The sequence below is a fragment of the Micromonospora sp. R311 genome, from assembly GCF_056780015.1.
The window spans coordinates 58,050-70,831 of record NZ_JBSWCE010000024.1; the positions used below are offsets into that span (position 1 = coordinate 58,050).

General features: G+C 72.8%; 13 protein-coding genes. 3 read left to right on the top strand and 10 right to left on the bottom strand.

Annotated features, from left to right (window positions below; all coding sequences use genetic code 11):
• Positions 1 to 4: 4 nt before the first annotated feature.
• The 3 genes from AC1WTP_RS20920 to AC1WTP_RS20930 all read right to left on the bottom strand — a co-directional run bounded on the left by AC1WTP_RS20920 (position 5) and on the right by AC1WTP_RS20930 (position 3,264).
• Positions 5 to 1,237 (bottom strand): FAD-binding protein, encoded by a 1,233-nt coding sequence (locus AC1WTP_RS20920; RefSeq protein ID WP_481651005.1) that lies wholly within the window; start codon positions 1,235 to 1,237, stop codon positions 5 to 7.
• Between the two features lie 14 nt (positions 1,238 to 1,251).
• On the bottom strand, positions 1,252 to 2,040 hold the full coding sequence (locus AC1WTP_RS20925) for a hypothetical protein (RefSeq protein ID WP_481650950.1): 789 nt from the start codon (positions 2,038 to 2,040) through the stop codon (positions 1,252 to 1,254).
• Between the two features lie 294 nt (positions 2,041 to 2,334).
• A complete protein-coding gene (locus AC1WTP_RS20930; protein ID WP_481650951.1) occupies positions 2,335 to 3,264 on the bottom strand; it encodes an LLM class F420-dependent oxidoreductase in 930 nt (309 codons plus the stop codon).
• Here AC1WTP_RS20930 and AC1WTP_RS20935 point away from each other — a divergent pair.
• Positions 3,151 to 3,567, top strand: coding sequence for an ArsR/SmtB family transcription factor (locus AC1WTP_RS20935; protein ID WP_481650952.1), 417 nt, complete (start codon positions 3,151 to 3,153; stop codon positions 3,565 to 3,567). The two genes, AC1WTP_RS20930 and AC1WTP_RS20935, sit on opposite strands and share 114 nt — an antisense overlap.
• Complete coding sequence (locus AC1WTP_RS20940) at positions 3,567 to 4,094, top strand: SRPBCC family protein (protein WP_481650953.1); 528 nt, start codon at positions 3,567 to 3,569, stop codon at positions 4,092 to 4,094. The genes AC1WTP_RS20935 and AC1WTP_RS20940 overlap by 1 nt, the downstream gene beginning before the upstream one ends.
• Positions 4,095 to 4,138: 44 nt before the next feature.
• Here AC1WTP_RS20940 and AC1WTP_RS20945 read toward each other — a convergent pair whose 3' ends face one another.
• From AC1WTP_RS20945 to AC1WTP_RS20970, 6 genes are all read right to left on the bottom strand, one after another.
• The gene (locus AC1WTP_RS20945) at positions 4,139 to 5,176 is read right to left on the bottom strand and encodes a hypothetical protein (protein ID WP_481650954.1); all 1,038 of its coding nucleotides are present in this window, start codon (positions 5,174 to 5,176) and stop codon (positions 4,139 to 4,141) included.
• Positions 5,176 to 5,445 carry a hypothetical protein gene (locus AC1WTP_RS20950; protein WP_481650955.1) on the bottom strand — a complete coding sequence of 90 codons (270 nt, stop codon included), beginning with the start codon at positions 5,443 to 5,445 and terminating at the stop codon, positions 5,176 to 5,178. Before AC1WTP_RS20950 ends, AC1WTP_RS20945 begins: the two co-directional genes overlap by 1 nt.
• Positions 5,446 to 6,070: 625 nt before the next feature.
• Positions 6,071 to 6,865, bottom strand: a complete 795-nt coding sequence (locus tag AC1WTP_RS20955; RefSeq protein WP_481650956.1) for a class I SAM-dependent methyltransferase — start codon at positions 6,863 to 6,865, stop codon at positions 6,071 to 6,073.
• A 150-nt stretch (positions 6,866 to 7,015) separates the two neighbouring features.
• On the bottom strand, positions 7,016 to 9,247 hold the full coding sequence (gene katG / locus AC1WTP_RS20960; protein ID WP_481651006.1) for a catalase/peroxidase HPI: 2,232 nt from the start codon (positions 9,245 to 9,247) through the stop codon (positions 7,016 to 7,018).
• A 48-nt stretch (positions 9,248 to 9,295) separates the two neighbouring features.
• On the bottom strand, positions 9,296 to 9,700 hold the full coding sequence (locus AC1WTP_RS20965; RefSeq protein WP_481651007.1) for a Fur family transcriptional regulator: 405 nt from the start codon (positions 9,698 to 9,700) through the stop codon (positions 9,296 to 9,298).
• Positions 9,701 to 9,833: 133 nt separating this feature from the next.
• A complete protein-coding gene (locus AC1WTP_RS20970; RefSeq protein ID WP_481650957.1) occupies positions 9,834 to 10,772 on the bottom strand; it encodes a LysR family transcriptional regulator in 939 nt (312 codons plus the stop codon).
• Positions 10,773 to 10,845: 73 nt separating this feature from the next.
• On the opposite strand from AC1WTP_RS20970, the gene AC1WTP_RS20975 reads away from it, so the two are divergent.
• Entirely contained in the window at positions 10,846 to 11,838 is a 993-nt protein-coding gene (locus AC1WTP_RS20975; protein WP_481650958.1) for a DMT family transporter, read from the top strand.
• Positions 11,839 to 12,061: 223 nt separating this feature from the next.
• Here AC1WTP_RS20975 and AC1WTP_RS20980 read toward each other — a convergent pair whose 3' ends face one another.
• Positions 12,062 to 12,448 (bottom strand): hypothetical protein, encoded by a 387-nt coding sequence (locus AC1WTP_RS20980; protein ID WP_481650959.1) that lies wholly within the window; start codon positions 12,446 to 12,448, stop codon positions 12,062 to 12,064.
• Between the last annotated feature and the right edge of the window lie 334 nt (positions 12,449 to 12,782).

The window sequence follows — 12,782 nt, forward strand, 5'->3', positions numbered from 1 at the left end:
CCGCTCAGCGGGGGAAGTAGCGGTCCAGGAGGTCGGTGCGGAACGTGCCGGTCGGGTCGAGGCGGGTGAGCAGGGCGGTGAAGTCGGCGTACCGGGGGTGGGCGGCGGCGACCGCGGCCGGTGCCAGCTCGAACACCTTGCCCCAGTGCGGGCGGGGTGCGAACGGCGCGAGCCGCTCCTCCACGGCGGCCACCACCGGCAGCACCGCCGCCGCGTCGGCGATCCAGGTGAAGTGCACGGCGAGGCTGTCCCGGCCGTAGTTCGGGCTGAGCCACAGGTCGTCGGCGGCCACCGTCCGCAGCTCGCAGACCTGGAGCACCGGGGCGATCAGGTGCGCCACCTCGTCCAGCGCGGCCAGCGCCCCGGCCGCCGACGCGCGCGGCAGGTGGTACTCCGACTGCAACTCCTCCCCGCTGCTCGGGGTGAAGCCGAGGCGGAAGTGCGGCAGCCGCTCGTGCCACGGGCCGGGGACCCCGAGCTGCGGGGTGCAGTTCTCCGCCGGCATGCCGGGCACCGGGTGCCGGGGCCGGTCGGCCGCCGTCGTGCCGAGCCAGTCCGCCGGGGGCGGCGGCTGTTCGGCGCGCTGCTTGCGCCAGACCTCGCGCAGCCGCGGCGACCGCCAGTCGGTGAAGACGCTGACGCTGTACGCCGAGTCGAACGCCTCGTCCAGCGCCTCCCGGGGCAGGTCGAGCCGGACGTACTGGCGGAGGTCGAAGGTGGGCACCACGTCCAGGGTGAGATGGGTGACGACGCCGAGCGCACCCAGCCCGACCACCATCCCGGCGAAGCTGTCGCCCGCCCGGTCCACGGTCAGCAGGTCGCCCTCGGCGGTGACCAGGTCCAGCCCGGCGACGGCGGTGGCCAGGTTGCCGACGGTCGGGCCCGAGCCGTGGGTGCCGGTGGCGACCGCGCCGGCCACCGAGATGTGCGGCAGCGAGGCGAGATTGGCCAGCGCGTACCCCTGCTCGTGCAGCCGGGCGGCCAGGTCGCCGTAGCGCAGGGCCGCCGACACGGTCACGGTCCGCCGCTCGGGGTCCAACCGTACGGTCGGCGGCAGGCCGGCCAGCGAGACCAGGTCCCCGGTGGTGTCGCCGAGGCGGTTGAAGGAGTGGCCGGTGCCGACCACCCGGATCCGGTCGCTGCCGGCCACCAGCCGACGCAGCTCGTCGAGCGAGGCGGGCCGGTGGTAGCCGCGGGCGGCGTAACGGACGTTGCCCGCCCAGTTCCGGCGCGGCACCCCGTCGGTCGGGGTCACGGGGTCGGCCGCCGGTCGGCGGACGGGTCGGCGGTCAGCGCGCCGCTCAGCGCGGCCAGGGCCTCGTCGACCTGGACCGTGCTGTAGCCGCGACCGGCGACCGGCAGTCCCTCGGCCCGGACCCGCTCGATCTCCGAGCGGGCCGCCTGCCGCTCCAGCGTGCCGCCCCAGACCAGGGCGTCCTGGCCGCGCCGGATCAGCGCGTCGACCCGGTCGGGCTGGTAGCCGCGCAGCCCGATGGCGAAGTCGGGAACGCCGAAGGCCTCCCGGCGCAGCCCGAGCACGTCGACGAAGCGGTCCCCGGCGTGCCGCGCCAGGGCCGCCGCGATCTCGGCGGGCTTCTCCCGGACCCGGTCGAGGTCGAGCAGTTCCACCGCGGCCCGGCCGTCGCGCGGATGGTGCGCGGTGGCGGGCAGGGCGAGTTCCGTGCCCGGGGCCGGCACCAGCAGCAGCCGCGGCGAGGCGGGCCGCCCCTGCTCGGCCGGCGGCTGGTCCAGGGCCAGCGCCTCGATCTCGTCCCAGCGGATCAGCCGGCGCAGCTTCGGCAGCCGGACGGTGAGCCCGTCGGCGCCGATGGCGAACCGGAACGGGCGTAGCAGGCTGACCAGCACCATGCCGCCGAGCAGCACGGCACCCCCGCCGACCACCCGGTGCAGCACGGCACCGTCGCGGGCGAACACCAGCAGTGCCGCGCCTCCCAGGACGCAGACCAGGGGCAGCACCAACGCCCCCCGGTTGCGGTGCAGTTCCACGTCGTACCCCCGTTCGTGATTTCCGGTCTGCATCATCCGTCGCCGGAGCGCGGGCCAGCACCGGACGATCGGGCAGCGGTTACCACCGGCGTCGTCGGGGAACCCTACGCCGATGAGCACCTACCGTGATCCCGCCCCGCGCGGCGACGTCTTCCCCTCCGAGGAGGAGATCGACCCGACCGGCACCGGCGTCGAGCCGGCGAGCGCGCCGGTCGGGGCGTACCGGCGGCCGGACGGGACCAGCCCGGGGCCGAAGCCGACGCCCGCGCCGCCGCCGGCGCCCACGCCGGTGCCCAGTCCCGGCCCGCCGCCGCGGACCGGGGCGGCTCAGACCTGCCGCAGCACCTCGGACGCGACCAGCTCCAGATGGTCCAGGTCGGCCAGGTCGAGCACCTGGAGGTAGATCCGCTGGCTGCCGGCCGCCGCGTACCGGCCGATCTTGTCCACCACCTCGGCGGGGGTGCCGGCGAGGCCGTTGGCGCGCAGCTCGTCCGGCTCCCGGCCGATCGCCGCGGCCCGGCGGGCCACCTCGGCGTCGCCCCGCCCGCAGCACAGCACCAGGGCGTTGGACCAGCGCAGCTCCGCCGGGTCCCGGCCCACCTCGGCGCAGGCCGCGCGCACCCGCTCGATCTGGGCGGCGGTGTCCTCGACGGAGACGAACGGCAGGTTGAACTCGTCGGCGTACCGGGCGGCCAGCAGCGGGGTGCGCTTCGGGCCCAGGCCGCCGAGCAGGATCGGCGGGCGCGGCTGCTGCACCGGCTTCGGCAGCGCCGGCGAGCCGCTCACCGGGTAGTACTTCCCGGGGAAGTCGAACGTCCCGCCCGGCGGGGTCTCCCACAGCCCGGTGATGACCGCGAGCTGCTCCTCCAGCCGGTCGAACCGCTCCCCCACCGACGGGAACGGGATGCCGTACGCGGCGTGCTCCTCGGCGAACCAGCCGGCGCCGATGCCCAGCTCGACCCGGCCGCCGCTCATCTGGTCCACCTGCGCGACGGTGATCGCCAGCGGGCCGGGCAGCCGGAAGGTGGCGGCGGTCATCAGCGTGCCGAGCCGGATCCGGCGGGTGTCGCGGGCCAGGCCGGCCAGGGTGGTCCAGGCGTCGGTCGGGCCGGACTCCCCGCTCACCGAGCCCATCTTCAGGTAGTGGTCGGAACGGAAGAACGCGCCGTAGCCGGTTTCCTCCGCGCAGCGGGCCACGGCGAGCAGGTCGTCGTAGCTGGCGCCCTGCTGGGGTTCGGTGAAGATCCGCAGTTCCATGCCCCGAGCATAGGGAGGCGGTCCGACTGCCGGCGCCGCATCCTCGACCAGCTCCGCCGGGCCGAGTCCAGCGTCGGCGAGCTGGTGGACAGCCTCGGGGTCAGCCAGCCGGCGGTCTCCAAGCACCTGCGAGTGCTCCGCGACGCGGGCTTCGTCACCTGCCGCACCGCGGCCCGGCAGCGCATCTACCGGGTCGACGTCCGCCCGTTCCAGGCCGTCGACGACTGGCTCGCCCCCTACCGGCAGCTGTGGGAGACCCACCTGGACGCCCTGGAACGACACCTCGACAGTCAGGAGCAGTGATGCCGCGCGACAGCTTCCGCCCCAGCCCGCCCGCCGAGGTCGGCTGCGAGCCGGCCGACACCGGCGCCACGCTGGTCTTCGTCCGCGATCTGCGGCACCCGCCGGAGACGGTGTGGGCGGCGCTGACCGAGCCGGCGCGGCTGCGCGAGTGGGCGCCGTTCCTCGCCGACCGCGACCTCGGCTCCCCCGGCGCCGCCGTGCTCACCATGGTCGACGGCGACACCGCCGAGGACCTTCCGGCGACGGTACGCCGCGCCGAAGCGCCGCACCTGCTGGAGTACACCTGGGGCGATGACCTGCTCCGCTGGGAGTTGACACCCACCGCCACCGGCACCCGGCTCACCCTGCGGCACACCGTCACCGAGCGCGGCATCGCGCCGATGGTGGCGGCGGGCTGGCACCTCTGCCTGGACGTGGCCGAGCACCTGCTCGACGGCGACCCGGTCGGCCCGATCCGGGGCGCCGAGGCGAAGGAGTTCGGCTGGGCCGAGCTGCGCGACGCGTACGCCGCCCGCCTCGACGCCTGACCCGGGCGGTGCCGGGCCGCGACCGGCCCGGCACCGCCGGCGCCTCAGACGTACGGCCGGGTGGCGTACGCGGCCCGCAGCGCGGCCAGGCCGGTCGACTTGGGCGACAGGGTGCCCCACCCCGAGTTGAAGTAGTTGGTCCGGACGATCCGTGGCCCGCGCTCGGCGTTGAGCGCGGCGATCGCCGCCGGCACGGTCCCGATCCACTTCGCCTGGTCCGGGATCTCCGCCACCCGCACCCCCCACTCGGCGATGATCACCGGGCGGGAGAGCGCGACCGGACCGAGGTCGGCGACCGCCCAGTCCTTGGTGCGGCGGAAGCGGGCCAGCGCGGTGTGGGTGGGCGCGGTCGCGTAGACGTTCCACTGGAGGAAGTCGAGCTTCGCCATCAGCGCCTCCGGGTGGGTGCGCTGGAAGCAGGGCCGGTCGAAGCCACCCACCCCGACCGAGAAGGTGGTGCCGGCCGGCAGCGAGCGGGCCTTGAACCAGTTCACGATGTACGTCATCGCCTGAACCGCCCGGGCGTCCGACTCCGCCCAGGTGTACACCCTGCCCGCCTCGGTGGTGCCGTACTCGTGGTCGGTGTCCAGCTCCGAGGCGAGCTGGATGTTCACCCCGAAGCCCAGCGTGCGGTACTGCGCCAGCGCCCGGGCGAAGAGCCCGTCGCACTGCCCGGCGAGGACCTGGCCGTAGCCGTACGCCTTGGGCCACGTGGTGCCCGGTTGCTGCTGGATGGTCATCGCGGGCGCCGGGATGGTGTAGCTCACGCCGTCCACGGTGAAGGTCTGCGGCCCGGTGTTCGGCGCGCCGTAGTGCTTCAACTCCAGCACCATGTTGATCTGGATCGCCGACTTGCCGAGGCTGGTCAGCCAGGTCTTGTTGTAGCCGGGGAACGTGTAGCCGTCGGCGAAGCTGCGGTACTGGGTGAGCGAGCGGAAGTTGCCGCCCGCCATGTCCGCCGTCGGGTCGGCCCCGCCGGACAGGTAGTAGCCGCCGAGCACCGGCGCGGCGACGGTGTAGGCGGCGGTCGCGGTGGCGGTGCGCCCGCCCGAGTCACGCACCGTCACGGTCACCCGGGGCATCACGCCACCGCCCGGTAGACGGCCACCGACCCGTTGTCGGAGACCCGGGTCCAGGTGCGGCCGGAGTCGTCGGCGACGGTGACGGTGAGCGGATCGAAGACGGCGGTGACCCGCGCCGGGGCGGTGCTGTTGCCCTGCGCGTCGGAGACCACGATGGTGACGGTCAGCGGTCGGGTGTCGGCGTCGGAGTAGGCGACGGTGAGGGTCATCTGGTCGCCGGGCGAGTACGTCGACGCGTTCAGGGTTGCGGTCGCGGTGGGAGCGGCCATGCGGGGCCCCTCCTCTCTTGCTCGGGCCGCGCGCGGCCGCGTCGGCGCGGTCGGCGTACGGCTGCCGGATGTCGCGACGTCGGTGTCGGAGGGTGGAACGCCGCCCGGGCGCCCGGGACGGTCTCCACCGGGCGCGGCCTCGACGTGCGTGGGCGGGCCGGCGCTGCGCTACGCCGGAGCCGCGGCGGGGCCGGGCTCGGTGATGGCGGGGTCGGCGGGGACGGTGCCGCCTCCGCCGGGCCCGAGGAATGGGATGTGGCCCGCCATCCTTACGCCTCTCACCTGCTACAACAGTGCTGCGCGAGGGCCCCCGGCGTCCTGTCAGCTATCGGACAGATCGACTCCGGGTGGTGTCCGGGCGGGCAACGTCCGCACAGTCGTGATACCTCAGAGTCATCAAAATACCGCTGAGTCATCACCCTCCTGGAAGGCCATCCGGCTCCGGTCGACCCGCCGGCGGCGAACCCCCCACCAGGGTTCGACGATGTTCAGCGGCAGGCAGCGCCGGGCGCCGGGGACCGCTGGTGCGCTCCGGCTTATGAAGGACGTCGAGGGCGCGGGTGGCTGAGTCCGGGACTGGACAGCCGGATCGACGTCAATCGCGCGACGCCGCCGACCGCGAAGGTCAGTCGGCTGCCGTTCCCTTGACGGCCCAGGCCCGGGCGGTGAGCCGGATCGAGCCGTCCGGTTCGGTCGGCACCCGGGCGGCCACCAGGTCGCGCAGAGCGGCCCGACGCCGCTCGGGCTGGGCCATCAGGTAGGCCGGAGCGGCACCCTGACCGCCGAGGAACGGGGCCCACAGCTCGTCGAAACGGGCGAAGGTCGTCGGCACCTCGACGGGCCGGGCGGACACCGCTCGCAGGCCGGCGCCGGTCCACAGTGCGCAGAGCGGCTCCGGGGCGCAGAGCGCGAAACGGCGGGCCTCGTCCAGTTCGGCGACCGCCGGATCGAGCTGGACGGCCGCGTCCCAGAAGTGGCGCATCATCGCCATGCCCTCGGCGTAGTCCCAGACGTACGCGGCGGCCACGCCGCCGGGCCGGACGACCCGGGCGAACTCGGCCACGGCACGCGCCGGCTCGGGCACGAAGTTCAGCGCCAGCCCGCTGACGACAACGTCGACATCGTGGTCGGGCAGCGGCAGGGACTGCGCGTCGCCGAGGCGGAACGCCGCCCGTGGGTCGCCGACCCGGCTGCGGGCGTGCGCGACGAACCCTTCGGAGGTGTCGATGCCGGTGACCTGCTTCGGGTCGGCCAGCGCCAGCACCGTCGACGTCAGCGCGCCGGTGCCGCACCCCACGTCCAGCCAACGCTGGCCGGGTGGCACGGCCAGCCAGCGCAGGAACTCCGCCGCGACGAGGCGACTCCACCGCCCCACGTACGCCTCGTACGCCTCACCGTCGGCCCAGACCTGGTGCGCCATGGGCGAACCATACGGGACTGCCCACCCTCTTCGGGGCCGTCGCCGCGCTCACCACTGCCTCGCCTCGATCCGAGCCGGACGGGTCGGCGACCCCGTCCCTGGTCGTCCGGGCCGGCCCCGCAGGGCCGGCCCGGACGTCAGGATCACGCGTCAGGCCAGGTCGAACCGGTCGAGGTTCATCACCTTGACCCACGCCGCCACGAAGTCGCGCACGAACTTCTCCCGCGCGTCGTCGCTGGCGTAGACCTCCGCGAGCGCGCGCAGTTCCGAGTTCGAGCCGAAGAGGAGGTCGACCCGGCTGCCGGTCCACCTGACCTCGCCCGTGGCGGGGTCACGAGCCTCGAAGGTGTTCGCGTCCTCGGACGTCGCCGTCCACGTCGTGCCCAGGTCGAGCAGGTTGACGAAGAAGTCGTTGGTCAACGCCCCCGGGGTCGTGGTGAACACGCCCAGCGGCGACTGCTGGTAATTGGCACCCAGGACGCGGAGACCGCCGACGAGGACCGTCATCTCGGGCGCGCTCAGGGTCAGCAGGTTCGCCTTGTCGAGCAGGAGGAACTCGGCCGGCAGGCGGTTGCCCTTGCCGAGGTAGTTGCGGAACCCGTCCGCCGTCGGCTCCATCGCGGCGAAGGACTCCACGTCGGTCTGCTCCTGGGTCGCGTCCGTACGCCCCGGCGTGAAGGGGACCTCGACGTCGACACCGGCGTCCCGCGCGGCCTGCTCGACGCCGACGCCGCCGGCGAGCACGATCAGGTCGGCGAGCGAGACCCTCTTGCCGCCGGTCTGGGCGGCATTGAACGCCTGCTGGATCCCCTCCAGGGTGTGCAGCACCCGCGCCAGCTCGTCGGGGTTGTTGACCTCCCAGCTGTTCTGCGGCTCGAGGCGGATGCGCGCGCCGTTGGCACCGCCGCGCTTGTCGCCGCCACGGAACGTCGACGCCGACGCCCACGCGGTGGAGACGAGCTGGGGCACCGAGAGCCCGGAGGCGAGAATCTGCGCCTTGAGGGTGGCGACGTCGTCGGCGTCGACCAGCTCGTGGTCCACCGCCGGGACCGGGTCCTGCCAGACCAGGATCTCGGCGGGGACCTCCGGGCCGAGGTAGCGCTGGATCGGGCCCATGTCGCGGTGGGTCAGCTTGAACCACGCCCGGGCGAAGGCGTCCGCGAACTCGTCCGGGTGCTCGAGGAAGCGCCGCGAGATCTGCTCGTAGACCGGGTCGAACCGGAGCGCCAGGTCGCTCGTCAGCATCCGCGGCTCGCGGCGCTTCGTCGGATCGTGCGCGTCCGGCACCATGTCGCTGCCCGCGCCGTTCTTCGGGCGCCACTGGTGTGCGCCCGCCGGCGACTTCACCAGTTCCCACTCGTACGCGAACAGGATGTGGAAGAACTCGTTGTCCCAACGGGTCGGGTGGTAGGTCCAGGTCACCTCGAGACCGCTGGTGATCGTGTCCGCGCCCTTGCCGGTGCCGAAGCTGCTCTTCCAGCCCAGGCCCTGCTGCTCGATCGGGGCGGCCTCCGGCTCCGGGCCGACGTGGTCCGCGGGGCCGGCGCCGTGGGTCTTGCCGAAGGTGTGGCCGCCGGCGATCAGCGCGACCGTCTCCTCGTCGTTCATCCCCATCCGGCGGAACGTCTCGCGGATGTCGCGGGCCGAGGCGATCGGGTCGGGGTTGCCGTTCGGGCCCTCCGGGTTGACGTAGATGAGGCCCATCTGGACCGCGGCGAGCGGGTTCTCCAGCTCCCGGTCGCCGGTGTAGCGCTCGTCGCCGAGCCAGGTGGTCTCGGGACCCCAGTAGACGTCCTCGTCGGGCTCCCAGACGTCCGGACGGCCACCGGCGAAGCCGAACGTCTTGAAGCCCATCGACTCGAGCGCGACGTTGCCGGCGAGGATCATCAGGTCGGCCCACGAGAGCTTCTGGCCGTACTTCTTCTTGACCGGCCAGAGCAGGCGGCGGGCCTTGTCCAGGTTCCCGTTGTCCGGCCAGCTGTTAAGCGGCGCGAAGCGCTGCATGCCGGCGCCGGCGCCGCCACGGCCGTCGCTGATCCGGTACGTGCCGGCGCTGTGCCACGCCATCCGAATCATGAGCGGGCCGTAGTGGCCGAAGTCGGCCGGCCACCACTCCTGCGAGGTCGTCAGCACCTCCGCGATGTCCCGCTTCACGGCGGCCAGGTCGAGGCTCTGGAACGCCTCGGCGTAGTCGAACTCCTCGCCGAGGGGGTTCCGCACGGCGGGGTTCTTGGCGAGGATCTTGAGGTTGATGCTCTCCGGCCACCAGCCGCGGTTCCCGCCACCCTGGGTCGGGTGGGGGGCGCGGCCGTGCGCGACCGGGCAGCGGGATTCGCTGCCCGCCTCCGGGTCGTGGACGACGGCCTCGTGGTGCTCGGACATCGGGTTCTCGGACAACGCTTTCCTTCCATGGTGTGCGGAACAGTGGGATCAGGAGTTGCCAGCGGTGGAACAGTCGGGGCACAGGCCCCGGTAGACGACCTCGGCCTCGTCGATCGAGAAGCCGCTGTCGTCGGACGCGGTCAGGCAGGGCGCCTCGCCGACGGCGCAGTCGACGTCGGCGATGCGACCGCACGACCGGCACACGACGTGGTGGTGGTTGTCCCCGACCCGCAACTCGTAGCGAGCCACCGAGCCGGGCGGCTCGATGCGCCGCACCAGCCCGGCGGCCGTCAGCGCGTGCAGCGCGTCGTACACGGTCTGGTGGGACACCTCGGGGAGATCCACGCGCACGGCGGCGATGATCGAGTGCGTGTCGGCGTGCGGATGCGCCTGCACCGCGTTCAGCACCGCCACCCGGGCACGGGTCACGCGCAACGCGGCCCCGCGCAGCATCCGCTGGAAGTCCAGGGGCGTGGCCACGCCGCGTAGTCTGGCGTGCTTTCTGGAATCAGTCAAGATTATGTTTGATCACGGGAGACCGAATCGGATCATTTCCCCGCGAACGCTCCGGCCTCGTGGCAGATGCCTAGGCAGTCGACTCGGACCCGGGTCGGTCGAGCATCTGCGCCTGGTCCGTCACGGCCGCCAGGAAGGCCGTCAGTGCGGGCGCCGGCGGGCTGTCTCGGGTGACCACGACCAGGCGGCGCCCCAGGGTGGCTTCGGCGACGTCACGGACGGCGAGAGCGGGATCATCGGCCGGCAGGGTCAGTGCCGGCATCAACGCGACGGCCGCCGCGACGCGGACGAGTTCGAGTTGTACGTCGGCGTCGCTGGAGCGGTGCCGCAGGTCGGGCTCGTACCCGCCGAGGGACCGGCAGGTCCCGACCACCATGGCGTGATGGCCGGTCCCCTCGTCGGAAGCGGTCCACACATCGGATCGCAGCATGGCGACCGAGACCGGCCCTCCGGGCCCGGCCAGCGGGTGGGTCGCCGGCAACACCACCTTCAGCGGCTCCTCGATCAGGAGCGCGAAGCGTAGCCCTGCCGGCCGGGGCCGGGGATGACCGTCGTACTCGTCGCCGATCACCAGGTCCACCGCGCCAACCCGCAGGTCCGGTAGCGCCTGCTCCAGTTCGAGCTCGGAGATCTCCGCGCGGATCCGTGGGTGGTCGACCATCATCCGGGCCACGGCCGGCACCAGCAGGCGGCGAGCCGCCGACTGCAGGCCACCGGCCCGCACGGTGCCGCGAACCTCACCGCTCAGGGCGGCCAGATCCGCTTCTGCCGCCTCGGCCGCCGTCAGCAACACCCGCGCGTGTTGGGCCAGGACCTGCCCGGCATCGGTCAGCCGTACGCCCCGCCCGGCCTTCTCGAACAACCGGGTACCGACCTCCCTTTCCAGCAGGGTCAGCTGCTGGGAGATCGCGGACGGGCTGTAGCCGAGGGCCGCGGCGACCGCGGCGAGGGTGCCCCGCTCCTCGAACTCCCGAAGGAAGCGGAGGCGACGAAGATCCAGCGCGACCATGCAGGAATGCTAACGAGTCAGCTCCACATATCGTCACTGGACCTGTTGAATCAGCTGGCCGATGCTGGACCGCATGGGTGCGGCACTGTGTCTCGTCTCCGCGGCGTGCTTCGGCGCCATGGCAATCTTCGGGAAGCTCGCCTACCAGGCCGGCGTCTCGCCCGGGACGCTGCTCCTGGTGCGCTTCAGCCTGGCAGCCGCGCTGCTGGGGATACTCCTGCTCGTCCGCAAGGAGCTACGTCGAGGAGAACCGGGACCACACCGCGGGCCAACCGGCCGTCCGGCGACTGCGCGCGGCTTCGTGGTGGCCACCGCCGTCGGCCTGGGCGCCGTCGGGTACGCCGCTCAGGCCAGCCTGTACTTCTCCGCCCTGCGGCTGATGGACGCGTCGCTGTTGTCCCTGATCCTCTACACCTACCCCGTCCTGGTCACCGTGGCGGCGGTGCTGCTGGGCCGGGACCGGCTGACACCCGGGCGCTGCGCGGCGCTGGTGGCCGCGTCCTGCGGAACGCTGCTCGTCCTCCTCGGCGCCGGCGGCGTGAGCTTCCATCCCCTCGGGGCGCTGCTCGCCTTCGGCGCCGCGATCACCTACACCGGCTACATCCTCGTCGCCGACACCGTCGTCCACCGGCTGCCGCCGGTGGTGCTCTCCGCGCTGGTGATGACCGGCGCCGCCGGCACCCTCGGCGCACGCGCCCTGTTCACCGGCGGCGTCGATCTCGACTTCAGATTGGCGGGCTGGTTCTGGCTGGCCTGCATCGCCGTCGTCTCCACCGTCCTGGCGATGCTCACCTTCTTCGCGGGCCTGAAGCGGACCGGCCCGTCGACCGCCGCCATCCTGTCCACCTTCGAACCCGTGGTCACCACCGCACTGGCCGCGCTCACCCTCGGCGAATCCCTGAGCGCCGTCCAGCTCGCCGGCGGGGTCCTGGTGCTCTCCTCCGTCGCGGTCCTGCAGGTCCGACCGACCAAGCGCCAGGACCCACGCCCGGGGCACGACCCCGTCCACAAGGCACTGCAACCGGCACGGGACGGCTCCGGCGAACGATCGACGATAGCGCCGTGAACGAGGGTGCTCACCGACGCCGGGTCTTCGGTCAGGCAGCGGCTCGGCTGCTGCCGACCCAGTGCGGACCGAGGCGTCGGTTCGGATCTCGACACAGTTCAACCGAGTCGCCGGCAGCATGGCTGACCAGGGGTTTTCTGTGGTGGACCCCTACTGTCCGCCGGCCTCGTGCGGACCGGGTGTGGACGCACCCGACAGCCGGGCCGGGCCCGTGACCGGCGGATCAGTCTCGTGGCACAGAGCTGCCACTGACAGCATCCAGCACCTGGCGATCACCGAGCGGCCTGTCAAGCCTCACCCGCACCCATCGCACCTCCGCGTAATCGGCGCCCGACCACCACAGAGTCGGCTGCCGGGCAACCACGTGCAAGATCACACGATCACCCTGGTAGTCAGCGTCCGTCCGCACGATCTCAAAGTCGGGATGCATCTCGACGCGGGCATCGATGACCCTGGGGTCACTGCTTGCGTTGTAGGAGTTCACCGACACCTCAAACTCCTGCGCACGACGCATGGCGGTCACCGCCGCGAAGACGCTCAGGAGGGCCACGGCGACCGCGACTACGACAAGAACTCTTCTCCTCGGCTTCGTCATTCGCTCGCCAGACATGCGCCCTCCGCTCCAACCCCAGGGTGGTGACTCACTCTTCAGGTGGCAGGTGAAGCAGGCCGCTCACTCGCTGCCGTCCCGCCTGCCGTCGATCCACACCTCGGCCCCGCTCACCTCGGGCCCGTGGTGCGCGTGGCGAGGGGCGGGTCGCGGTGTCCGACATTCAGTCCCGGGATCACTCCGGGGACCTACCAGTGCCCGCCCCCCGTAGCCGCGCTGTCCCACCTCGGGTTGCTCTGACCGGCCAACTGCGGCGCACCGTAGCAGGCGGGTACGACGTCGCGCCCGGTCCCTCACCGCCGTCGACATGGTCATGGTGACCGGGTGATGCGAG

Coding starts and splice junctions, on each gene's coding strand:
- AC1WTP_RS20925 (WP_481650950.1), bottom strand. CDS start 2,040: ATGCAGACCGGAAATCACGAACGGGGGTACGACGTGGAACTGCACCGC.
- AC1WTP_RS20930 (WP_481650951.1), bottom strand. CDS start 3,264: ATGGAACTGCGGATCTTCACCGAACCCCAGCAGGGCGCCAGCTACGAC.
- AC1WTP_RS20940 (WP_481650953.1), top strand. CDS start 3,567: ATGCCGCGCGACAGCTTCCGCCCCAGCCCGCCCGCCGAGGTCGGCTGC.
- AC1WTP_RS20945 (WP_481650954.1), bottom strand. CDS start 5,176: ATGCCCCGGGTGACCGTGACGGTGCGTGACTCGGGCGGGCGCACCGCC.
- AC1WTP_RS20950 (WP_481650955.1), bottom strand. CDS start 5,445: ATGGCCGCTCCCACCGCGACCGCAACCCTGAACGCGTCGACGTACTCG.
- AC1WTP_RS20955 (WP_481650956.1), bottom strand. CDS start 6,865: ATGGCGCACCAGGTCTGGGCCGACGGTGAGGCGTACGAGGCGTACGTG.
- katG (WP_481651006.1), bottom strand. CDS start 9,247: ATGTCCGAGCACCACGAGGCCGTCGTCCACGACCCGGAGGCGGGCAGC.
- AC1WTP_RS20965 (WP_481651007.1), bottom strand. CDS start 9,700: ATGCTGCGCGGGGCCGCGTTGCGCGTGACCCGTGCCCGGGTGGCGGTG.
- AC1WTP_RS20970 (WP_481650957.1), bottom strand. CDS start 10,772: ATGGTCGCGCTGGATCTTCGTCGCCTCCGCTTCCTTCGGGAGTTCGAG.
- AC1WTP_RS20975 (WP_481650958.1), top strand. CDS start 10,846: ATGGGTGCGGCACTGTGTCTCGTCTCCGCGGCGTGCTTCGGCGCCATG.
- AC1WTP_RS20980 (WP_481650959.1), bottom strand. CDS start 12,448: ATGTCTGGCGAGCGAATGACGAAGCCGAGGAGAAGAGTTCTTGTCGTA.